Annotated in this window: 18 protein-coding genes; 5 read left to right on the top strand and 13 right to left on the bottom strand. The window is 59.3% G+C overall.

Going from position 1 to position 21,803, the window contains the following annotated elements:
* Positions 1-98 precede the first annotated feature (98 nt).
* From mdlC to ABLV54_RS21540, 4 genes are all read left to right on the top strand, one after another.
* Positions 99-1,688, top strand: coding sequence for a benzoylformate decarboxylase (gene mdlC / locus ABLV54_RS21555; protein WP_046881834.1), 1,590 nt, complete (start codon positions 99-101; stop codon positions 1,686-1,688).
* A 70-nt stretch (positions 1,689-1,758) separates the two neighbouring features.
* On the top strand, positions 1,759-3,093 hold the full coding sequence (locus tag ABLV54_RS21550; protein WP_101881308.1) for an aromatic acid/H+ symport family MFS transporter: 1,335 nt from the start codon (positions 1,759-1,761) through the stop codon (positions 3,091-3,093).
* Positions 3,094-3,127: 34 nt separating this feature from the next.
* A complete protein-coding gene (locus tag ABLV54_RS21545; RefSeq protein WP_101881307.1) occupies positions 3,128-4,606 on the top strand; it encodes an aldehyde dehydrogenase family protein in 1,479 nt (492 codons plus the stop codon).
* Positions 4,607-4,995: 389 nt separating this feature from the next.
* Entirely contained in the window at positions 4,996-5,904 is a 909-nt protein-coding gene (locus ABLV54_RS21540; RefSeq protein WP_101881306.1) for a 2-dehydropantoate 2-reductase, read from the top strand.
* Here the strand turns inward: ABLV54_RS21540 and ABLV54_RS21535 are convergent.
* The 3 genes from ABLV54_RS21535 to guaB form a co-directional block, all read right to left on the bottom strand.
* On the bottom strand, positions 5,901-6,059 hold the full coding sequence (locus tag ABLV54_RS21535) for an AraC family transcriptional regulator (protein WP_032700880.1): 159 nt from the start codon (positions 6,057-6,059) through the stop codon (positions 5,901-5,903). The two genes, ABLV54_RS21540 and ABLV54_RS21535, sit on opposite strands and share 4 nt — an antisense overlap.
* 331 nt (positions 6,060-6,390) lie before the next feature.
* A complete protein-coding gene (gene guaA, locus ABLV54_RS21530; protein ID WP_008803811.1) occupies positions 6,391-7,968 on the bottom strand; it encodes a glutamine-hydrolyzing GMP synthase in 1,578 nt (525 codons plus the stop codon).
* Positions 7,969-8,035: 67 nt separating this feature from the next.
* The gene (gene guaB, locus ABLV54_RS21525; protein WP_004151980.1) at positions 8,036-9,502 is read right to left on the bottom strand and encodes an IMP dehydrogenase; all 1,467 of its coding nucleotides are present in this window, start codon (positions 9,500-9,502) and stop codon (positions 8,036-8,038) included.
* 158 nt (positions 9,503-9,660) lie between these two features.
* On the opposite strand from guaB, the gene xseA reads away from it, so the two are divergent.
* Positions 9,661-11,052 (top strand): exodeoxyribonuclease VII large subunit, encoded by a 1,392-nt coding sequence (gene xseA / locus ABLV54_RS21520; protein WP_101881305.1) that lies wholly within the window; start codon positions 9,661-9,663, stop codon positions 11,050-11,052.
* Here xseA and ABLV54_RS21515 read toward each other — a convergent pair.
* The 10 genes from ABLV54_RS21515 to ndk all read right to left on the bottom strand — a co-directional run bounded on the left by ABLV54_RS21515 (position 11,036) and on the right by ndk (position 21,736).
* The gene (locus ABLV54_RS21515) at positions 11,036-11,254 is read right to left on the bottom strand and encodes a zinc ribbon domain-containing protein (protein WP_004201901.1); all 219 of its coding nucleotides are present in this window, start codon (positions 11,252-11,254) and stop codon (positions 11,036-11,038) included. The genes xseA and ABLV54_RS21515 overlap by 17 nt on opposite strands.
* A 49-nt stretch (positions 11,255-11,303) precedes the next feature.
* Positions 11,304-12,386 carry a Gfo/Idh/MocA family oxidoreductase gene (locus ABLV54_RS21510; protein WP_101881304.1) on the bottom strand — a complete coding sequence of 361 codons (1,083 nt, stop codon included), beginning with the start codon at positions 12,384-12,386 and terminating at the stop codon, positions 11,304-11,306.
* Between the two features lie 118 nt (positions 12,387-12,504).
* On the bottom strand, positions 12,505-13,983 hold the full coding sequence (der, locus tag ABLV54_RS21505) for a ribosome biogenesis GTPase Der (RefSeq protein WP_004144309.1): 1,479 nt from the start codon (positions 13,981-13,983) through the stop codon (positions 12,505-12,507).
* 113 nt (positions 13,984-14,096) lie between these two features.
* Positions 14,097-15,275, bottom strand: a complete 1,179-nt coding sequence (bamB, locus tag ABLV54_RS21500; protein ID WP_023290632.1) for an outer membrane protein assembly factor BamB — start codon at positions 15,273-15,275, stop codon at positions 14,097-14,099.
* A 10-nt stretch (positions 15,276-15,285) separates the two neighbouring features.
* Positions 15,286-15,906 (bottom strand): YfgM family protein, encoded by a 621-nt coding sequence (locus ABLV54_RS21495; RefSeq protein ID WP_023290633.1) that lies wholly within the window; start codon positions 15,904-15,906, stop codon positions 15,286-15,288.
* A 34-nt stretch (positions 15,907-15,940) separates the two neighbouring features.
* Positions 15,941-17,215 carry a histidine--tRNA ligase gene (gene hisS / locus ABLV54_RS21490; RefSeq protein ID WP_012540880.1) on the bottom strand — a complete coding sequence of 425 codons (1,275 nt, stop codon included), beginning with the start codon at positions 17,213-17,215 and terminating at the stop codon, positions 15,941-15,943.
* A gap of 91 nt (positions 17,216-17,306) precedes the next feature.
* A complete protein-coding gene (gene ispG, locus ABLV54_RS21485; protein WP_004201890.1) occupies positions 17,307-18,428 on the bottom strand; it encodes a flavodoxin-dependent (E)-4-hydroxy-3-methylbut-2-enyl-diphosphate synthase in 1,122 nt (373 codons plus the stop codon).
* A gap of 26 nt (positions 18,429-18,454) precedes the next feature.
* Positions 18,455-19,447, bottom strand: a complete 993-nt coding sequence (rodZ, locus tag ABLV54_RS21480) for a cytoskeleton protein RodZ (RefSeq protein ID WP_023290635.1) — start codon at positions 19,445-19,447, stop codon at positions 18,455-18,457.
* 276 nt (positions 19,448-19,723) lie between these two features.
* Positions 19,724-20,890: a bifunctional tRNA (adenosine(37)-C2)-methyltransferase TrmG/ribosomal RNA large subunit methyltransferase RlmN gene (locus ABLV54_RS21475; RefSeq protein WP_002913894.1), complete on the bottom strand. Its 1,167-nt coding sequence runs from the start codon at positions 20,888-20,890 to the stop codon at positions 19,724-19,726.
* Positions 20,891-21,304: 414 nt separating this feature from the next.
* Complete coding sequence (gene ndk, locus ABLV54_RS21470; protein ID WP_004144312.1) at positions 21,305-21,736, bottom strand: nucleoside-diphosphate kinase; 432 nt, start codon at positions 21,734-21,736, stop codon at positions 21,305-21,307.
* Positions 21,737-21,803 lie beyond the last annotated feature (67 nt).

The raw sequence follows: 21,803 nt of genomic DNA, 5'->3' as shown, positions 1-21,803 counted from the left end.
TAGATAGTGTCTATGCGCTGAAGTCAAAGTATTTATTTGATCGATTTTAGTCATCTTCCTACAGTTGAACTACATTACATTTACTGAATATTAACTTTATGAAAACAATTCACTCTGCTGCATATGCGCTACTGCGCCGCCACGGCATGACCACCATCTTTGGCAACCCCGGCTCCAACGAACTGCCGTTCCTGAAGAGCTTCCCGGAAGACTTTCAGTACGTACTCGGCCTTCACGAAGGTGCGGTGGTGGGCATGGCCGACGGTTATGCGCTGGCCAGCGGCAAGCCGGCGTTCGTCAACCTGCATGCTGCGGCAGGCACGGGTAACGGTATGGGCGCGCTGACCAACTCCTGGTACTCGCACAGCCCCTTGGTGATCACCGCGGGTCAGCAAGTGCGACCGATGATCGGGGTAGAGGCCATGCTGGCCAACGTCGATGCTACGCAACTGCCCAAGCCGCTGGTGAAGTGGAGCTACGAGCCGGCCAACGCCCAGGACGTACCGCGAGCCCTGAGCCAGGCGATCCACTATGCGAACACCACGCCGAAAGCACCGGTGTACCTGTCGATTCCTTACGATGACTGGGATCAGCCTTCGGGACCCGGCGTCGAGCACCTGATCGAGCGCGACGTGCAGACGGCCGGTACGCCAGACGCTCGGCAACTGCAGGTGCTGGTCCAGCAAGTGCAAGACGCTCGCAATCCGGTGCTGGTACTGGGCCCCGATGTCGATGCGACGCTGTCCAACGACCACGCAGTGGCTCTGGCTGACAAGCTGCGCATGCCCGTCTGGATCGCCCCGTCGGCGTCGCGCTGCCCGTTCCCTACCCGTCACCCCAGCTTCCGGGGCGTGCTGCCAGCGGCTATCGCTGGCATCAGCAAGACCCTGCAAGGCCATGACCTGATCATCGTGGTGGGTGCGCCGGTGTTCCGTTATCACCAGTTTGCCCCCGGTGATTACCTGCCGGTCGGGGCGCAACTGCTGCACATCACCTCCGATCCGCTAGAGGCTACACGAGCACCCATGGGCCATGCGCTGGTCGGCGACATCAGGGAAACCCTGCGCGTGCTGGCCGAAGAAGTCGTCCAGCAGTCCCGGCCGTATCCAGAAGCACTCGCTGCGCCTGAGTGTGTCACCGACGAGCCGCACCACCTGCACCCGGAAACGCTGTTCGATGTACTCGATGCGGTCGCCCCGCACGATGCCATCTATGTCAAGGAATCGACCTCGACAACCACGGCATTCTGGCAGCGCATGAACCTGCGTCATCCAGGCAGCTATTACTTCCCGGCAGCGGGTGGCCTGGGCTTCGGCCTGCCGGCCGCCGTTGGCGTGCAGCTCGCCCAACCGCAGCGACGAGTCGTCGCACTGATCGGTGATGGCTCTGCCAACTACGGCATCACCGCGCTCTGGACGGCCGCGCAATACCGGGTCCCCGTGGTGTTCATCATCCTCAAGAACGGCACCTACGGTGCCCTGCGCTGGTTTGCCGGGGTGCTCAAGGCCGAGGACTCCCCTGGCCTCGACGTTCCCGGCCTGGACTTCTGTGCCATTGCCAAAGGCTATGGGGTCAAGGCCGTACACACCGATACCCGGGACAGCTTCGAAGCGGCACTACGAACTGCGCTGGACGCCAATGAACCCACCGTCATTGAGGTGCCGACCCTGACCATCCAGCCTCACTAACCTCATGTGAACGTGGTCGCCGCCGGCGCCTCGCTCACTAATCTTGATAACAACAATAAGAGATACAACAATGACTCAACGACGTGCCTTGGATGTCGCGGGCTCCGCTCCGCTTGGAAAACTCCACTATACCCTACTCTTCTGGTGTTCCTTCATCATGCTGTTCGATGGCTATGACCTGGTCATCTACGGCTCTGTCGTGCCGCAATTGATGGAGCATTGGGCATTGACTCCGGTCATTGCCGGCTGGATGGGCAGTGCCGCGCTGTTCGGCATGATGTTCGGCGCTGTCGTCATCGGCCCGCTGGCAGATCGCCTGGGACGGCGCAAAGTTATTCTCAGCGCCATGACGCTGGCCAGTGTTTGCACGCTGGGTACCGCATGGGCCTGGGATGCGGAGAGTTTCGCAACTCTGCGTTTCGTCACCGGCGTCGGGCTGGGCGGGGCGATCCCCAACATCGTCGCGTTGATGAATGACCTGACACCGAAAGCACGTCGCAGCCGAATGACCACTATCATGCTCAGCTTCTACTCGATCGGGGCAATTTTTTCGGCTCTGGTAGCCATGTTTATCATTCCTCGCTTTGGATGGGAGGCAACGTTTCTGGTGGGCGGCATCCCGCTGCTGTTCCTGCCGTGGATGTACCGCCAACTGCCCGAGTCGCTGAACTTCCTGCTGAAAAAGGACAAGGCCGCGGCCAGTGCGCTGCTCAAACGCATCGATCCCGCCGTCGACGCTGACCAGGTACGTTTCGATGCGCCCGTACGCACTTCGAGCGCGGCACCGTTGTCGCGTCTGTTCACCGAAGGACGTGGCGTGGGTACGGTGTTCCTGTGGCTGGGGTTTGGCATGTGCATGCTGATGGTCTATGGGCTCAATACCTGGTTGCCGAAGATCATGGTCTCCGGTGGCTTCCCGCTGGGTTCGAGCCTGATGTTCCTGGTGACCTTGAACATTGGCGCCACCTTCGGCGCCCTGGGTGGTGGCTGGCTCGCCGATCGCTGGGGCTGCAAGCCCACGTTGATACTGTTCTTCCTGCTGGCGGTGATCTCACTCTGCACGCTGGGTATCAAGCCTGGCCCGCTGCTGCTCAACGCTATGTTGCTGATCGCCGGTGCCACCACCATCGGCACCCTGGCCGTCATCCATGCCTTCGCTGCACAGCAGTACCCGAGCGAGATCCGTGCGACGGGCGTGAGTTGGTGTTCGGCAATTGGCCGTTTCGGGGCCGTGGCTGGCCCGGCAATGGGCGGCCTGATGCTGAGCATTAACCTGCCACTGCAGCTCAATTTCATTCTCTGCGCGGTCCCCGGATTGGTGGCGATTTTCGCCATCGCCATGATCAAAAGAAGGGCCGTTGCCAGCGTGGGCTTGAATGCCCAGCCGGCAGACACCCATCACTGAACAACGTGCCCAATACTGATAAAGGAGATATTCCGTGAGTCAAGTCAATCACACGCCGTATCGCGATCTTCACCTGCTGCCGATTGCCGGCGCATGGCGTGAAGGCAGTGCGCCGCAATCACTGCAGGTCAGCGATCCGTACAACGGAGAAACCCTGCTGCAGATCAAGCAGGCTACCCGCGATGACCTGGACGAAGCCTATCAGGCCGCGCAGCGCGCCCAGGTCGAGTGGGCGATGATAGGACCGGGGCAGCGCTCTGCCATCCTGCACCGTGCGGTGCAGATCTTCGATGAGCGTCGCGAGGAGATCATCGGCTGGATCATCCGCGAGTCGGGCAGTACCCGCATCAAGGCGCAAATCGAGTGGGGTGCTGCGCGCAGCATCACCCTGGAGTCAGCCTCTTTTCCGGCGCGGGTGCACGGGCGCATTCTGCCGTCCAACGTCCCGGGCAAGGAAAATCGCGTTTACCGAGAGCCGCTGGGTGTGGTGGGGGTGATCAGCCCATGGAACTTCCCGCTCCACCTCACCCAGCGTTCGGTGGCACCGGCATTGGCCCTGGGCAATGCCGTGGTGATCAAGCCCGCGAGCGATACCCCCGTGACGGGCGGCCTGCTGGCCGCGCGCATCTTCGAGGAAGCCGGCGTTCCGGCAGGCGTGATTAGCGTGCTGGTCGGCTCTGGTGCCGAGATTGGTGATGCGTTCGTCGAGCATCCGGTACCCAAATTCATCTCCTTCACGGGCTCGACCCCTGTGGGCGCCAACATTGGCCGTATCGCCAGCGGTGGCAAGCACCTCAAGCACGTGGCACTGGAGCTGGGCGGCAACAGCCCGTTCGTGGTGCTGGCCGATGCCGACCTGGAGCAGGCGGTAGCAGCGGCGGTGATGGGCAAGTTCCTGCACCAGGGGCAGATCTGCATGGCGATCAACCGCATCATCGTCGAGGACGCACTGTATGACCGCTTCGTCGAGCGCTATGCCGAAAGAGTCAAGGCGTTGAAGGTGGGCGACCCCAGCGAGCCGGATACCGTGGTCGGGCCTATCATTAACCGCAAGCAACTGGACACGTTGCTGAGCAAGGTGGCGCGGGCCAGGGAGGAGGGTGCCCGTCCGGTCGTCGAAGGTGACGTGCGTGGGCAACTGCTGCCGCCTCACGTGTTCGCCGATGTGACGGCAGAAATGGAGATCGCCCGCGAGGAAATTTTCGGCCCGCTGGTCGGCATTCAGCGCGCGCGAGATGAGTCCCACGCGCTGGCGCTTGCGAACGACAGCGAGTTCGGGCTATCTAGCGCCGTGTTCACCGCCGACCTGGAGCGCGGCGCGCGTTTCGCGCGTCGAATCAAGGCTGGCATGACCCATGTGAACGACATTCCGGTCAACGACGAGGCGCACGCTCCCTTTGGCGGTGAGAAGAACTCGGGGCTGGGGCGTTTCAATGGTGAGTGGGCAATCGAGGAATTCACCACCGATCACTGGATCAGCGTGCAGATGACACCACGCAAATACCCGTTCTAGCACACTGGCGCAGGTCCCTTCCGGCTTGCGCCTGGTCCTGCGAATCCACTGACGCCGTGATTCTTCTGATTTCTACGGCCAGATCGAGGACATTTATCAGCAGCATTACCTGGACTTGTCCAACCGTCCGTCTTGTCGACCGGCTACTCGTTGCAGACCGAGTTGCGCCACTCCCAGAACCGTGAAGACGGCAAAGCGTTGTATGGCGATATCGACAACAAGAGTTACGGCGCCATGACCACCCTGACAATCGGCGGGCATGGCGTGGGTCAGCGGTGGTGCAATGCCTCAGGACATAGACGGCATTTATGTTTTGCCAGGTACGCATTTATTTGTGAGACAGAGAATGGCTTCCTGAAGTGGCCATTCATTTACTCGAAGGAGCAGCGATGAAAATTGCAATAGTGGGCGCAGGGGCGATGGGCGGCCTGTTTGGTGCGCGCCTGGCCTTGGCTGGACAGGACGTGTCTTTCGTCGAGGCGTCGGAGACGACCATCGAGGTCATCTCTCGCCAGGGCTTGCGCCTGGAGACGCCTGACGTACAGGAAAGCGTCTGGGTGCCAATCTCTCGTGCACACCAAGTGACAGGCCACTTCGACCTGCTGGTGATCTTTACCAAGGGGTTTCATACCGCCGCCGCCATCGAGTCAGTGCGCCACCTGGTGGGGCCGCAGACCTGGGCGCTTTCGGTGCAGAACGGGCTGGGCAATGCCGAGCTCATCGCCCGCGTGGTTCCGGCCGAGCGCATCATCGTCGGCATGACCAACTTGCCGGCAGACCTTGTCGCGCCTGGCGTGGTGCACAGCCACGGCGAAGGGCACATCAATATCTGGGCAGGCAATGGTAAGGACAGCCCGACCGTGCACGAAATCGCGGCGAATTTTAGCCAGGCCGGTTTGCCGTGCGAGGCCGATCCGCAGGTGCAGGTGTCGATCTGGGAGAAGGTGGCGTTCAACGCAGCGCTCAATTCGGTTTGCGCGGTGACCCGCAGGACCGTGGGCGCGCTCGGCCACGCTGAAGAGGGACGGCAGGTGACCTCCCGCATCGTCAGCGAAACCGTGGCGGTTGCACAGGCTGCTGGCATTGATGCTGATCAGCGGCGGGTTATCGCTGCTGTCGACTATGCCTTTCGCAATCACCAGCAGCACAAACCGTCGATGCTGCAGGATGTCGAGGCAGGTCGCAAAACCGAGATCGATTTCATCAATGGCGCGGTGGTCGAGCGCGGCAAGCGCCTGGGCGTCGCCACGCCGGTGCTGGAGATGCTGTTCAGCCTGGTGAAGTTGAGCGAAGGCTAGATTTCCCGGCGCTGAAGGCGAAACGCCTTTAGGGTCAGGTCCGTGGTGCGCTTGAAGAACCGTGAGAAGTAAGCCTGCTCGACGACCCCCAGGCTGTCGGCGACCTGTCCAACCGTCAACGAGGTGTAGATCAGGTTGCCCTTGGCTTCGGGCATGATGCGCTGGTGTTCCCTGAGGTACTTTCGATCAGCAGCGTCAGGTTTTCCAGATACTGCAGGCCGCGCTCCCTGGGCTTGGCGGCCAACTGGTAGCACTCTCGTGAGCGCCGTGAAATCCACACCAGCAAGGTGACCCTGGCACTGTTTTCAGGGAGGAGATCAAAATTCAAAACCAGAGAGTACCATCAAAAATTCCATTGAAAAAACCGTGCTTCCCGTTGCTAACAGCTGCCAGAAAGTGCCAGACATAAAAACAAAAAAGCCCGCAGTTACGCGGGCTTAGAGGTACTTTACTGCTTTTACGTGCAGGCTGTTGCCAGACGCGAAATCATTCCCACTCAATGGTTGCCGGCGGCTTACCGCTGATGTCATACACCACGCGGGAGATACCGTTCACTTCATTGATAATGCGGTTAGAGACGCGGCCGAGGAAATCATACGGCAGGTGCGCCCAGTGCGCGGTCATGAAGTCGATGGTTTCCACCGCACGCAGGGAAACCACCCAGTCGTATTTACGGCCATCGCCCATCACGCCGACGGAGCGAACCGGCAGGAACACGGTGAACGCCTGGCTCACTTTGTTGTACAGGTCAGCTTTGTGCAGCTCTTCGATGAAGATAGCGTCGGCGCGACGCAGCAGGTCGCAGTACTCTTTCTTCACTTCGCCCAGCACGCGCACGCCGAGGCCCGGACCCGGGAACGGATGACGGTAGAGCATATCGTACGGCAGACCCAGCTCCAGACCGATCTTACGCACTTCGTCTTTAAACAGCTCGCGCAGCGGCTCAACCAGTCCCATCTTCATCTCTTTCGGCAGGCCGCCCACGTTGTGGTGAGATTTGATGACGTGCGCTTTACCGGTAGCGGAAGCGGCAGATTCGATAACGTCAGGGTAGATGGTGCCCTGCGCCAGCCATTTGACGTCGTCCAGCTTCAGCGCTTCTTCGTCGAACACTTCCACGAAGACGCGGCCGATAATCTTACGTTTCGCTTCCGGATCGTTCTCGCCTTTCAGCGCGTCGAGGAAGCGCTGCTCGCCTTCGACGTGAACAATGTTCAGGCCAAAGTGGTCGCCGAACATGTCCATCACCTGCTGGGCTTCGTTCAGACGCAGGAGACCGTTATCCACGAATACGCAGGTCAGGTTTTTGCCGATGGCGCGGTGCAGCAGCATCGCGGTCACCGAAGAGTCCACGCCGCCGGAGAGGCCGAGGATCACTTTGTCATCGCCAACCTGCTGGCGGATACGCTCAACGGCGTCGTCGATGATTTTCGCCGGGGTCCACAGGGCTTCGCACTGGCAGATGTCGCGCACGAAGCGCTCCAGCATACGCATCCCCTGACGGGTATGGGTCACTTCCGGGTGGAACTGCACGCCGTAGAAGCGTTTTTCTTCGTTAGCCATAATGGCGAACGGGCAGTTGTCGGTGCTGGCGACGGTGACGAAGTCAGACGGGATGGCGGTGACTTTGTCGCCGTGGCTCATCCACACGTCCAGCAACGGTTTGCCGTCCGCGGTCAGAGAGTCTTCGATACCGCGCACCAGCGCGCTGTCGTTAACCACTTCAACCTGCGCGTAGCCAAACTCACGCTCGTTAGATCCTTCTACATGGCCGCCCAACTGCATCGCCATGGTCTGCATACCGTAGCAGACGCCAAATACCGGCACGCCGGCTTCGAACACATACTGCGGCGCGCGCGGGCTGTTCTCTTCGGTGGTGCTTTCCGGGCCGCCGGAAAGAATGATGCCGCTTGGATTAAATTCGCGGATCTGTGCTTCCGTGACATCCCATGCCCACAGCTCACAGTAGACGCCCAGCTCACGCACGCGACGCGCCACCAGCTGAGTATACTGTGACCCGAAGTCGAGAATGAGAATGCGATGTTTATGAATGTTTTCCGTCATTGACGCTAATTCCGAGGCAAGTGAAACAGAGTAAATAAATCGCCCGACGCAAGGTCGGGCGAAGAAATCAGGAGCCCAGACGGTAGTTCGGGGACTCTTTGGTAATGGTCACGTCGTGAACGTGGCTTTCCTGAATGCCCGCACCGCTGATGCGTACGAATTCAGCTTTGGTACGCAGCAGGTCAATGGTACCACAGCCGGTCAGACCCATACAGGAGCGCAGGCCGCCCATCTGCTGGTGAATGATCTCTTTCAGGCGGCCTTTATAGGCCACGCGGCCTTCGATACCTTCCGGCACCAGTTTGTCAGCGGCGTTATCGCTCTGGAAGTAGCGGTCAGAGGAGCCTTTCGACATCGCGCCGAGGGAACCCATCCCGCGATAGGATTTGTAAGAGCGCCCCTGGTAGAGTTCGATTTCGCCCGGGGATTCTTCGGTACCGGCCAGCATGGAGCCGACCATCACTGCAGCCGCACCGGCCGCGATCGCTTTAGCGATGTCGCCGGAGAAACGGATACCGCCGTCGGCGATAACCGGAATACCGGTGCCTTCCAGCGCTTCCACCGCGTCGGAAACCGCGGTGATCTGCGGCACGCCTACGCCGGTCACGATACGGGTAGTACAGATGGAGCCCGGGCCGATGCCCACTTTCACCGCGCTGCAGCCGGCTTCCGCCAGCGCGCGCGCGCCTGCGCCAGTGGCGACGTTGCCGCCGATGATTTGCAGGTCCGGGTATTTCGCGCGCGTTTCACGAATACGTTGCAGAACGCCTTCGGAGTGGCCGTGAGAGGAGTCGATCAGCAGGACGTCAACGCCCGCAGCCACCAGCGCGTCAACGCGCTCTTCGTTGCCCGCGCCGGCGCCGACCGCAGCGCCTACGCGCAGACGGCCCTGCTCATCTTTACAGGCATTCGGTTTACGTTCCGCTTTCTGGAAGTCTTTTACGGTGATCATCCCGCGCAGGTGGAAGCTCTCATCCACAACCAGCGCCTTCTCAACGCGTTTTTCGTGCATCTTCGCAAAGACCACTTCACGGCTTTCGCCTTCACGAACGGTAACCAGACGCTCTTTCGGGGTCATGTAGACGCTGACCGGCTGGTTCAGATCGGTGACGAAACGCACGTCGCGGCCAGTGATGATGCCGACCAGCTCGTTCTCTTCGGTAACCACCGGGTAGCCGGCGAAGCCGTTACGCTCGGTCAGCTCTTTCACTTCACGCAGGGTGGTGGTCGGCAGAACGGTCTGCGGGTCGGTGACCACGCCGGACTCATGTTTCTTCACGCGGCGAACTTCTTCCGCCTGGCGCTCGATGGACATGTTTTTGTGAATAAAGCCGATGCCGCCTTCCTGTGCCAGGGCAATAGCCAGACGCGCTTCCGTTACGGTATCCATGGCTGCGGAGAGCATAGGAATATTCAGACGAATGGTTTTCGTCAGCTGAGTGCTGAGATCGGCTGTATTCGGCAGAACGGTAGAATGAGCGGGAACGAGGAGGACGTCGTCAAACGTCAGGGCTTCTTTAGCGATACGTAGCATGGGCAATATCTCGACCAGGGTGGATAAATATTGCCGTGGCATTATACAGAGCGTAACCGATTGCATCTACCCTTTTTTGCAAATAATACTTGCCATCCCCTCTGAGCGCGTTACTATCGACTGAATAACCTGCTGATTTAAAGTTTGATCTTGCTCACATGTTACCCTCTCAATCCCCCGCAATTTTTACCGTTAGCCGCCTCAATCAGACGGTGCGTCTGCTGCTTGAGCGCGAAATGGGCCAGGTCTGGATCAGCGGCGAGATCTCTAACTTCAGCCAGCCTTCTTCCGGCCACTGGTACTTCACCTTAAAAGACGATAACGCCCAGGTGCGCTGCGCGATGTTCCGCAACAGCAACCGCCGGGTCACGTTTCGCCCACAGCATGGGCAGCAGGTGCTGGTTCGCGCCAACATCACCCTGTATGAGCCGCGCGGCGACTACCAGATTATCGTCGAAAGCATGCAGCCCGCCGGCGAAGGGTTGCTGCAGCAGAAGTATGAGCAACTGAAAGCGCAGTTAACCGCGGAAGGGCTGTTCGATCAAAAACATAAGCAGGCGCTCCCCTCCCCCGCCCGCTGCGTCGGGGTCATCACCTCGAAAACCGGCGCCGCGCTGCACGATATTCTTCATGTCCTCAGACGCCGCGACCCCGGGCTGCCGGTGATCGTCTACCCGACCGCGGTCCAGGGTGACGATGCCCCCGGGCAGATTGTGCGCGCTATCGCGCTGGCGAACGCGCGTCAGGAGTGTGACGTGCTGATTGTCGGACGCGGCGGCGGTTCGCTGGAGGATCTGTGGAGTTTTAACGATGAGCGGGTGGCGCGCGCTATTTTCGCCAGCCAGATCCCTATCGTCAGCGCCGTCGGCCATGAAACCGACGTCACTATCGCTGATTTTGTTGCCGACCTGCGAGCGCCGACCCCTTCTGCCGCCGCGGAGATCGTCAGCCGTAATCAGCAGGAGCTGCTGCGCCAGCTGCAGGCCGGGCAGCAGCGGCTGGAGATGGCGATGGACTATTTCCTCGCCAGTCGCCAGCGCCGTTTTACCCAGTTGTTCCATCGTCTGCAGCAGCAGCACCCGCAGCTGCGGCTGGCCCGCCAGCAGACCGCACTGGAACGCCTGCGCCAGCGGATGCGCATCGCCATGGAATCGCAGCTTAAACGCGCCGAGCAGCGGCAAAAGCGCACTGTTCAGCGCCTGAATCACTATAACCCGCAGCCGCGTATCCACCGGGCGCAATCGCGCGTCCAGCAGCTGGAATACCGGCTGGCGGAAACGATGCGTAGCCGCCTCAGCGAGCGGCGTGAACGGTTTGGTCACGCGGTGACCCATCTGGAGGCGGTGAGTCCCTTAGCCACCCTGGCGCGCGGCTATAGCGTCACTTCGGTGAGCGACGGCACGGTGTTGAAGCAGACAAAACAGGTCAAAACCGGCGATCTGCTCACCACCCGCCTGAAAGACGGCTGGGTCGAAAGCGAAGTGAGGCAGATTGCGCCGGTGAAAAAAACGCGGGCCAGAAAGCCATCGCCGCCTAAACCAGCGGAATAAACTCCACCCGTTTTTTCGAGATCAGGCCGTGCCCGTGCTGGCAAAAGTAATCCACCGCGCCGCACGCCTTCAGCACCTCCAGCGGCTGGTGGCATTCCGGGCAGCGCGCCTCAAGGGCAAATACCCTTTCGCACTGAGCGCAATGCGCGCTGCTGCCTTTGACATCTAACGGCGCGTGGCACAGAGGGCAATCAAGTTCCATAACCATTCCTTTCAACGTTTATCTGCACCTATTTTATCATGTTCCGGGTTTAATGAGGGCCGCGTAATTGCTGCTGCAACCTGAGCAGCCATTCCACTTCCTCAAGCCGACGCCGCGTCAGCCCGGCCACGCTTTCGGACGCCCGGGTAAACACATTCTCCGCGCCAAGGATCTGCTCATCGAGACAGTGCGCATAGATCGCTCCGGGCCGGGTCCAGCGCTGGATCCGCTCGCCGTCCTGTAGCGTCGCCACCTCGCCATCAGGGGCGCGATCGAGGGCAAGCAGTCGCCCGTCCCGCAGCCCTATCCGCATTCCCTTTTGCCCGCCCGCGGGACCGGCATATTTGTTAAGCCAGATATTCAGCGGGATATCGCCCAGGCGTCCCTGCAGATGCGCCTCTCCCTCGGCAGTGACCGTATCCCCATGAGCAATATCTCGGCCGAGACGGTCTTTCGCCGCCCGAACGGCGAGGTCCAGCGTCACATCGCCCCCGCAGTCGAGCAACGTTTCCCGCAGCATCGCCAGGACATGGGTACCGATATCGAGGATCACGCCGTCAGGATGACGCAGCCGCCGGCTATCCAGCTCGCCGGTGGCAAAGTTAAGCGCGACCGGTTCTCCGGCAGCGTTAAAGCCGCTTGGCTCCTGCAAATAGCCTTCTATCCAGGCGATATCCTGCGCTGATGAAAGGTGCGGCGGCGGCAGGCCGCTGCCCTCCTCTTCCGCCTGCCACGGCGGAGCAAGAGCGTTCAGGGCTAACCCACGCGCCATCCAGTGGTCCAGGGCCAGCACCCGACCGGCCTCCCCCGCCGGCGCCAGCAGCGCCCGCAGCCGCGCGGCCTGCTCAAGGTTGGCCACTATCGGTTTCTCCACCACGATGCGGGGAATGGCGCTGGCTAACGCCCTCTCCAGCACGGGCAGGTGCTGGAGGGATGACGTGGTGATGAAGAGCGTATCCAGGGGTTTGGCCAGCAACGCCGACAGCGAACTGCAGCGCTGGATCCCCGGCAGCGCTCTGCTGCTGTCCAGGTCATAGCCCTGGCAGCTGTCAATACGGTATCCGAGGCGACGCAGCGCCGGTAAATAGGCGGTTTCCACCACCGCGCCGAGGCCGATAAATCCTATTTGCATGTTTAGTCCACCCCTGAGCCGATCTGTTCCCGGCGAAGTATCGCGGGATTATGGCGGATGGTTTTGACATTTACCGGCATGGCGGCCACAAAAAAACCCGCCGAAGCGGGTTTAATGATTATTTGCTTTTCTTGATGTGCTTGATCAGGCGCTTACGTTTCCGCATCTGGTTCGGCGTCAGAGTGTTGCGCTTGTTGGCGAACGGGTTTTCCCCTTCCTTGAACTGGATACGGATTGGCGTACCCATCACGTCCAGGGATTTACGGAAATAGTTCATCAGATAGCGCTTGTAGGAATCCGGCAGATCCTTCACCTGGTTACCGTGGATCACCACGATAGGCGGGTTGTAGCCCCCGGCGTGGGCATATTTCAGCTTCACGCGACGGCCGCGAACCAGCGGTGGCTGATGATCTTCCGCCGCCATGTTCATGATCCGGGTGAGCATCGCGGTGCTTACGCGGCGGGTTGCGCTATCGTAGGCTTCACGTACCGATTCAAACAGGTTGCCGACGCCGCTGCCGTGCAGGGCGGAGATGAAGTGCACCCGGGCAAAGTCGATAAAGCCCAGACGATAGTCGAGGGTCTCTTTCACCTGCTCCTTCACTTCCTGGCTCAGGCCGTCCCATTTGTTGACGACGATCACCAGGGAGCGGCCGCTGTTGAGGATAAAGCCCAGCAGCGACAGATCCTGATCGGAGATGCCTTCGCGGGCATCAATCACCAGCAGCACGACGTTGGCGTCTTCAATCGCCTGCAGCGTCTTGATGACCGAGAATTTCTCCACCACGTCAGTAATTTTGCCGCGCTTGCGCACCCCGGCGGTATCGATGAGCACGTATTCGCGCTCGTCACGCTGCATCGGGATGTAAATGCTGTCGCGGGTGGTGCCCGGCATATCGTAGACCACCACGCGATCTTCGCCGAGGATGCGGTTGGTGAGCGTCGATTTACCGACGTTAGGACGTCCGACAATCGCCAGCTTGATCGGCAGATCCTGCGGATTGAAATCGTCTTCCGGCTCTTCTTCCGCTTCACCATTCTGCTCAGCTTCGAATTTTGCCCAGTATTCGGCGTCTTCATCCACTTCTTCCTGAGGATTAACCTCATCGACCCATGGCAGCAGGGCCTGCTCAAGCAGGCTGGTCACGCCGCGGCCGTGCGAAGCGGCAATAGGATAGATATCGCCCAGGCCGAGCGACCAGAAGTCCGCCATCGCCTGGTCGACGTCGATGCCGTCGGTTTTGTTAGCCACCAGGAAGGTGGGCTTTTCACGAGAGCGCAGGTGTTTAGCGATCGCGATGTCCGCCGGCATCAGGCCCGCGCGCGCATCGACCATAAACAGCACCACATCGGCCTCTTCGATTGCCAGCAGCGACTGCTCCGCCATCCGGGTTTCCACGCCCTCTTCCGTACCATCAATACCACCGGTATCGATACAGATGAATTCGCGGCCTTCGACTTCGGCCCGACCGTACTTACGGTCACGAGTCAGCCCCGGGAAATCCGCAACCAGCGCATCACGAGTGCGCGTCAGGCGGTTAAAGAGCGTGGATTTTCCAACGTTAGGGCGCCCGACAAGCGCGACCACAGGTATCATGTTAAATGCCTCATACAATCACTAAGCAACATCGTCATAACGACGTTTTTAAAAAAGTCAAAACGGCCCCTGTCTGCCAGGGGCCGTTTCTTAATCACTCACGACAGCGGTAATTAACGCGTAATCGCGTACAGCGTACCGTCTTTCGCCTGGATCAGCAGTCGACCATCGGCCACAACCGGGTCGGTCAGGAAACCGGAGCTGTCCACTTTCTGCTGCGCCACAAAATGGCCATCTTCCGGGTTCACCCAGTGCATATAGCCTTCGCTATCGCCGACCACCAGATTGCCATTATACAACACCGGCGCGGTCAGCAAACGGTGCAGCAGATCGCTTTGTGTCCACAGGGTCACGCCGCCATCGGTAGTCAGCGCCAGCAGGCGGTCATTCTGGTCAACCAGATAGATACGGTTGCCATCGACGATGAAATCATTCACCGAACCCAGCTCGCGCTTCCACATAATCTGGCCGCTGCGCAGATCCAGCGCGGTCAGGTTACCGTTGTAAGCCAGCGCATAGACAACGCCGTTGACGATAATCGGCGTGGTGTCGACGTCGCTCAGACGGTCGATTTCCGTCGGCCCGGTGGCCGTGGAAATACGCTGCTGCCAAATCATCTGCCCCTGCTGCATCAATACCGCGCTGACGCGGCCATTGTCGCCGCCCACGATCGCCGCGCCGTAGGCGGTGGCCGGAGCGGATTCGCCGCGCAGGGAGAGCGCAGGCATATCCAGGTTAACCGTCCACTTCACGGCGCCATCGGTCTCATTCAGCGCCTGCAGCTGGCCGTTACTGGTGTGGACCAGCACCATGCCATCGCTCACCACCGGGCGCGACAGCGCTTCGCCGGCGACGCGGGTTTGCCAGGCAACGGTACCATCGCTGGTATTCAGCGCATACAGCTGCGCTTTCTCACTGCCGATATAAACATGGCCGCCCGAGACGGTCACACCGCCGGAAAGCAGCGCCGGGGTGCGCGAGAACCAGCCATCTTTCTCCGCCAGATTCACCGACCACACCTCTTTGCCGTCGTCAGCGCTCAGCGCTTTGACGGTGCCTTTACGGTCAGCGGCATAGACCACGCCGTCGGCGAAGGCCGGATGAAGGTTAGAGTAAAATTCGCCGATACCATCGCCAACCGAGGTGCTCCAGGACGTGGACGGCGTAAACTGGTTTTCTACCGTCGGCAGCGGTGACATTTTCACCACATCTTCTTCGCTATTAAACAGCGAACACCCGCTCAGCAAGGTAACGGAAAGCAGCCCTGGCAAAAGTAATTTACGCAATTGCATCGAGTCCCTCTCAGATGGACAAATTATTCATTTTCATACGCATCATTTCGCTGAGCGCAGGAGAAGCATCGCTTTTCACGCCAGCTTCCCACGCCGCACGGGCCCCTTGCTTATCGCCTTTGCTCAACAGAATTTCGCCGCGCAAATCAGCCACAATCGCGGTCCAACCTTCGCCTTTAATGCTGTCGAGGGTTTTCAGCGCCGCATCAGCCTGCTTCATCTGCAGCTGAACGCGGGCAAGACGCATACTGATAACCGATTTCAGGTTATCATCAGACGCGGCCGCCAGCCCCTGCTGAAGCTGCTTTTCGGCGTTCGGCAGATCGTTCTGTTCAACAAAATGCTGTGCCAGCTCGAGAGAGGCGAAGGCGCCGTAGGTATTTTTATTGTCAGCCGCGAACTTCTCCGCCCCTGACAGCACGTCTGGCGTATTTGATTTCAGCGCGGAAGTCGCCTTTTCGTAAGCCAGCGACGCGTCTCTGGCGGTATCCTGCTGATGGGAGGTCCAGTAGCGCCAGCCAACCAGCGCGCCAATCCCTAAAATCACCCCGACCGCCAGCGCTTTGCCGTTTTCGGCAAAGAAGCGCTTCAGCGCATCGACCTGATCGTTCTCGTTGTTAAAAGTTTCCACGCAGTCCTTCTCCTGACTAATAATTCCCGGGAGATTAACCCAGAAGTGTGCGCAAATGCGCGGCAACGCTCTCCTGCGTTACGGTAGTTTGCTCACCTGAGCGTAAATCCTTCACTACCACGTTTCCGTCAGCGATCTCTGACTCACCCACCACCAGGGCGATACGTGCGCCCCATTTATCGGCACGGGCGAACTGCTTCTTAAAGTTGCCGCCGCCGTGGTTGGTCATCAGTTTCACGCCGGGCAGCGCATCGCGAACCTGCTCAGCCAGACGCATGGCGGCGGACTGAGTATCGGTCCCGGAGGCTACCAGGTATATATCGACAACAGGATCGGCTTTAAATTCCGGATTCACTGCCTGGACCAGTAAAACAAGACGTTCCAGACCCATGGCGAAGCCCACGCCCGGGGTGGCACGACCGCCAAGCTGCTCAACCAGGCCGTCGTAACGGCCGCCGGCGCAGACGGTGCCCTGAGAACCGAGACTGGTGGTCACCCACTCAAACACGGTGCGGTTATAGTAGTCGAGGCCGCGCACCAGGCGCTGGTTGACGGTATAGCGGATCCCGGCATCGTCAAGCAACGCGCACAGGCCGGCAAAGTGGGCTTTCGACTCTTCGTCGAGATAATCGCCGAGCGCCGGCGCGTCGTTCAGCAGCGCCTGCACGTCCGGGTTTTTGGAGTCCAGCACCCGCAGCGGATTGGTATACATCCGGCGTTTGCTGTCTTCATCAAGCTTATCGGTAAACTGCTCGAGATAAGCCACCAGCGCGTCGCGGTAGTTGGCGCGGGCTTCCAGAGAACCGATGGAGTTCAGCTCAAGGCTGACATGATCGGAGATGCCCAGCTCACGCCACCAGCGCGCGGTCAGCATGATCAGCTCCGCATCGATGTCCGGCCCCTGCAGGCCGAAAACTTCGGCGCCGATCTGATGGAACTGGCGGTAACGGCCTTTCTGCGGACGCTCGTGGCGGAACATCGGCCCGACGTACCACAGGCGCTGTTCTTGATTGTACAGCAGACCATGTTCGATGCCGGCTCGTACGCAGCCCGCCGTCCCTTCCGGACGCAGCGTCAGGCTGTCGCCGTTGCGGTCCTCAAAGGTGTACATCTCTTTTTCAACCACGTCGGTCACTTCGCCGATCGCGCGTTTGAATAACGGGGTCTGCTCTACAATCGGCAAACGGATTTCGCTGTAACCGTAGCTACCGAGCACCTGCTTCAGTGAGCCTTCAATGCGCTGCCAGAGAGCGGTTTCGCCCGGCAGATAATCGTTCATGCCACGGATGGCTTGAATGTTCTTTGCCACGTTTATTCTCTTTATATATACAAAAATGAACCCCGGCGCCTCGCGCCCGCAGGTTCAATCATACACGGGAAGCGTATCGCTTCCCAACACGTTATTTTGCTTCAAGCTGTTGAACGTCAATCCGACGGGCTTCATCGAGCATCGAGGCTTTGGCGCGGATCCGCGCTTCCAGCTGGTCGATCATGTCGTTGTTGTCCAGGCGATCTTTACGCACGCCGTCTTCATACAGGCCGCTTTTCTTGTTGCCGCCGGTCACGCCGAGGGTGGAAACCAGCGCTTCGCCCGGGCCGTTCACCACGCAGCCGATGATCGAAACATCCATCGGAGTGATGATATCTTCCAGACGTTGCTCCAGGGCGTTCACCGTCCCGATAACGTCAAACTCCTGACGCGAACAGGTCGGGCAGGCGATGAAATTAATACCGCGGGAACGAATACGCAGCGATTTGAGGATATCGAAGCCGACCTTGATCTCCTCCACCGGATCCGCCGCCAGCGAGACGCGCAGCGTATCGCCGATCCCTTCGGACAACAGCAGCCCAAGACCGATCGCCGATTTCACCGCGCCGCTGCGCGCGCCGCCCGCTTCGGTGATCCCGAGGTGCAGCGGTTGATCGATCTGTTTCGCCAGCAGGCGATAAGACTCTACCGCCAGGAAGACGTCGGAGGCTTTAACGCTGACTTTAAACTGATCGAAATTGAGGCGATCGAGATGATCGACGTGGCGCATGGCGGATTCGAGCAGCGCCTGCGGCGTCGGCTCGCCATATTTTTCCTGCAGATCTTTTTCCAGCGAGCCGGCGTTAACGCCGATGCGGATCGGGATATTTTTATCGCGCGCGCAATCTACGACCATGCGGATGCGCTCTTCGTTGCCGATGTTGCCCGGGTTGATACGCAGGCAGTCGACGCCGTATTCCGCGACTTTCAGCGCAATACGGTAGTCAAAGTGGATATCGGCGACCAGCGGGACGTTGACCTGCTGTTTGATCAGTTTGAACGCCTCGGCGGCGTCCATCGTCGGAACAGAGACGCGGACAATATCCGCGCCCACGCGCTCTAACGCTTTGATTTGATTTACGGTTGCCGCCACATCAGTGGTGCGCGTATTAGTCATTGACTGAACGGCGATGGGAGCCCCATCGCCAATTGGCACATTACCAACGTAAATACGTTTAGATTTTCTACGTTGAATCGGAGCCTGGTTATGCATGAAAAATCTCCCGCGTTACCCGTCTGTTACTGCGCCGGTGATGATTCGGCATTAAGGGTCAGACGCGCAACCTGGTTAGTTCTGATAAAACGACTTAAATCGACAGGCTTGCCCAGATACTGGATCTCTACCGCAGCCGGGGCGCCAATTTTCAGCTTATACGGCGCCTGACCGCTCAGGTTCAGGTTGCCGCCTTTACGCTGCAGGCCGCTGAACAGTTTTTTGCCGGTGGCATCGCTCACTTCCAGCCAGCAATCGGCGGAAAAGTTCATCACCAGATCCTGCGCCGCCGCCGCCGGGTTCGTCACGTTCGCCTGATCGGTCGGCAATGGCGAGGCCGGGGTAGCCGGCGCCGTCGGCGCCGCGCCTGCGGTATCGACATTGGCCTGGGAAGGCGCGACAACGGCGTTATTGTCCGCCGGCGTCTGGGCCGGGGCGCTGGTGGTCGGGGCGCTGGCGGTATCGGTTGGCGCGCTGTTCGCAGCGCTATCGGCGGTCGGGGCTGCCGGGGCGCTGGTATCCAGCGGCACGCTCTGGCTGCTGGTGTCGCCGCTGTTCAGCTCAGCGGAAGACTGATCGGCCATGGTGGAGATCTCTTCCTGCTGCGCCTTATGGTCTTGCCACCACCAGGCGCCGCTCAGGCCGATAACCACAAACAGCACCAGCCAGGTGAAGCTCATCAGCCAGCCGTCGCGTTTTTTGCGACGTTTACCTAAAGAGAAGCTCTGCATTGGCGCGACTTTCGCCGCGCGGATGGGCGCTTGCTTGGCCATCATCGGCAGCAGCTCGTCTTCCGGGATATGTACGAGGCGAGCATAGGAGCGGATGTACCCGCGCAGGAAGGTGGAAGCGAGGTCGGCAGGCGCCTTATCGTCTTCAATATCACGAACCGTGGACACCTTCAGGCATAAGCGTTCTGCCACCGCTTGCTGGCTAAGTCCGAGTTGTTCGCGGGCGTGACGCAGACGCGCGCCCGTGGTGTTTGCTTCTTGATGATCTTGAGTGGCTTCAGTATTCATTCGCTACAACTACTGGTACGTGAAATTTAAAGTTCAGCGCGGGAAAAAGCCGGCGCCGCGAGACATCTGTGGTACGTCAGCCTCACAGTATAGGACTGTCAGCCGCGCGATCACAGAGACGAATCAAAATTGAATGCTAAGCGGTTGTTGTGCCGCTACATACTGCCTCAAAGTCGACAAAAACGCACCGTAATTATTAACCGAATCAGCGTATTTCGCCTGGCTATTGGTCATAAATATGACCCGTGCCGCCTGCGCTGCACGGGCCATCATTTGTCAGACCGCTTTTACGTCAATCGCTTCGCCCTGCATCCGCTTACGCAGCGTGCGCTTGGTACGGTCGATGACGTCGCCCGCCAGCTGACCGCAGGCGGCATCGATATCGTCGCCGCGCGTTTTACGCACGATGGTCGTAAAGCCGTACTCCATCAGGACTTTGGAGAAACGGTCGATGCGGCTGTTGGAGCTGCGGCCATACGGCGCGCCCGGGAACGGGTTCCATGGGATCAGGTTGATCTTGCACGGCGTATCTTTCAGCAGCGCCGCCAGTTCGTGGGCGTGCTCGGTGCCGTCGTTGACATGATCCAGCATCACGTACTCGATGGTCACCCGGCCCTGGTTGGCGTTGGACTTCGAAATATAGCCGCGCACCGAGTTGAGGAAGGTCTCGATGTTGTACTTTTTGTTGATCGGGACGATTTCGTCACGAATGGTGTCGTTCGGCGCGTGCAGGGAGATGGCCAGCGCGACGTCGATCATATCGCCGAGTTTATCCAGCGCCGGCACCACGCCGGACGTCGACAGGGTGACGCGACGTTTGGAGAGGCCAAAGCCAAAATCGTCGAGCATGATTTCCATTGCCGGAACGACATTGTTGAGGTTCAGCAGCGGCTCGCCCATGCCCATCATCACCACGTTGGTGATCGGACGTACGCCGGTGGTCTTCACCGCGCCGACGATTTTCGCCGCGCGCCAGACCTGGCCGATAATTTCGGAAACCCGCAGGTTGCGGTTAAAGCCCTGCTGGGCGGTGGAGCAGAATTTACACTCCAGCGCGCAGCCTACCTGGGAGGAGACGCACAGGGTGGCGCGGTCTTCTTCCGGGATATAGACGGTCTCGACGCGCTGATCGCCAACGGCAATCGCCCATTTGATGGTCCCGTCGGTTGAGCGTTGCTCTTCAACCACTTCCGGGGCGCGGATCTCCGCCACTTCTTTCAGTTTACTGCGCAGGACTTTGTTGATGTCAGTCATCTCATCAAAGTCGTCGCAGCAGTAGTGATACATCCATTTCATCACCTGATCGGCGCGGAAAGGCTTCTCGCCCATGTTTTTGAAAAACTCGCGCATCTGCTGACGGTTTAAATCCAGCAGGTTGATTTTGGCATCTTTGTTCGGCACCGTCAGAGCGGCGGTATCAGGCGTGACAATTTGTTCAGACATAATGTTTTCCGGCCTCGTTATTACACGTTATGGCCCCAGGTGGGTTGAAAAAGAAACGCCCCGGAGAGCGACAGCTCGTCCAGGGGCGCTATATTCTACAAATTCTGGCGGATCATTGCCACGTTTGCACAAAGCAATGATAAAAAATCTGTTACTGCGTACATAATCCTCTATGGCTTTTCGATTGTCGCAAGGCGGCAAGCAAGTGAATCCCCGGGAGCATAGATAACTATGTGACCGGGGTGAACGCGCGTAGCCAACGCCGCGACGGTCGAAAAGACGAGGTTCGTATCTCCAAAGTATTTCAGGTCACAGCGAGGCGGCGAGTTCGCTAATCCCCGGGAGCATAGATAACTATGTGACCGGGGTGCGCGAAGGAAGCCAACAATGCTGTGGCGTGAAAGACGCAGGAGATTAGCGAGTGCGCGGGCAAACCTCGCCTTCAGCAAAGAAGAACGCGATTTCGCGTGCAGCGGATTCTACAGAGTCGGAACCGTGGGTGCCGTTCTCGGTGAAGCTGTCAGCGTAGTCAGCGCGCAGGGTACCCGCCAGGGCGTTTGCCGGGTTGGTGGCGCCCAGCAGGTCACGGTGACGCTGAACGGCGTTTTCGCCTTCCAGGACGGAAACCACGATCGGGCCGGAGGTCATGAACTCAACCAGACCGTCGAAGAACGGGCGACCTTCGTGCTCAGCATAGAAACCACGAGCCTGCTCTACGGTCAGGTGCAGCATTTTGGTGCCGACGATTTTGAACCCTGCAGCTTCAAAGCGGGAAAAGATGCTGCCAATAACGTTTTTTGCCACCGCGTTTGGTTTGATGATGGAAAAAGTACGTTCAATAGCCATGATTACCTCTAATTAAATGTTCTGTTGTTGCGCATACGATCGTATGGCCTGGCGCGCATTATAATGA

The organism is Klebsiella sp. JB_Kp042 (genome assembly GCF_040065275.1).
GTDB classification, from domain to species: domain Bacteria; phylum Pseudomonadota; class Gammaproteobacteria; order Enterobacterales; family Enterobacteriaceae; genus Klebsiella; species Klebsiella quasipneumoniae.
Note: the sequence above shows the minus strand (reverse complement) of the source record. Positions and strands in the feature narration are given on the sequence as shown.

Excerpts from the sequence above, each read along its gene's own strand:
- rodZ (WP_023290635.1), bottom strand. The coding sequence starts at position 19,447 with ATGAATACTGAAGCCACTCAAGATCATCAAGAAGCAAACACCACGGGC.
- ABLV54_RS21475 (WP_002913894.1), bottom strand. The coding sequence starts at position 20,890 with ATGTCTGAACAAATTGTCACGCCTGATACCGCCGCTCTGACGGTGCCG.
- der (WP_004144309.1), bottom strand. The coding sequence starts at position 13,983 with ATGATACCTGTGGTCGCGCTTGTCGGGCGCCCTAACGTTGGAAAATCC.
- ispG (WP_004201890.1), bottom strand. The coding sequence starts at position 18,428 with ATGCATAACCAGGCTCCGATTCAACGTAGAAAATCTAAACGTATTTAC.
- ABLV54_RS21550 (WP_101881308.1), top strand. The coding sequence starts at position 1,759 with ATGACTCAACGACGTGCCTTGGATGTCGCGGGCTCCGCTCCGCTTGGA.
- ABLV54_RS21510 (WP_101881304.1), bottom strand. The coding sequence starts at position 12,386 with ATGCAAATAGGATTTATCGGCCTCGGCGCGGTGGTGGAAACCGCCTAT.
- guaB (WP_004151980.1), bottom strand. The coding sequence starts at position 9,502 with ATGCTACGTATCGCTAAAGAAGCCCTGACGTTTGACGACGTCCTCCTC.
- ndk (WP_004144312.1), bottom strand. The coding sequence starts at position 21,736 with ATGGCTATTGAACGTACTTTTTCCATCATCAAACCAAACGCGGTGGCA.
- ABLV54_RS21515 (WP_004201901.1), bottom strand. The coding sequence starts at position 11,254 with ATGGAACTTGATTGCCCTCTGTGCCACGCGCCGTTAGATGTCAAAGGC.
- ABLV54_RS21540 (WP_101881306.1), top strand. The coding sequence starts at position 4,996 with ATGAAAATTGCAATAGTGGGCGCAGGGGCGATGGGCGGCCTGTTTGGT.
- xseA (WP_101881305.1), top strand. The coding sequence starts at position 9,661 with ATGTTACCCTCTCAATCCCCCGCAATTTTTACCGTTAGCCGCCTCAAT.
- guaA (WP_008803811.1), bottom strand. The coding sequence starts at position 7,968 with ATGACGGAAAACATTCATAAACATCGCATTCTCATTCTCGACTTCGGG.
- mdlC (WP_046881834.1), top strand. The coding sequence starts at position 99 with ATGAAAACAATTCACTCTGCTGCATATGCGCTACTGCGCCGCCACGGC.
- bamB (WP_023290632.1), bottom strand. The coding sequence starts at position 15,275 with ATGCAATTGCGTAAATTACTTTTGCCAGGGCTGCTTTCCGTTACCTTG.
- ABLV54_RS21535 (WP_032700880.1), bottom strand. The coding sequence starts at position 6,059 with ATGCCCGAAGCCAAGGGCAACCTGATCTACACCTCGTTGACGGTTGGA.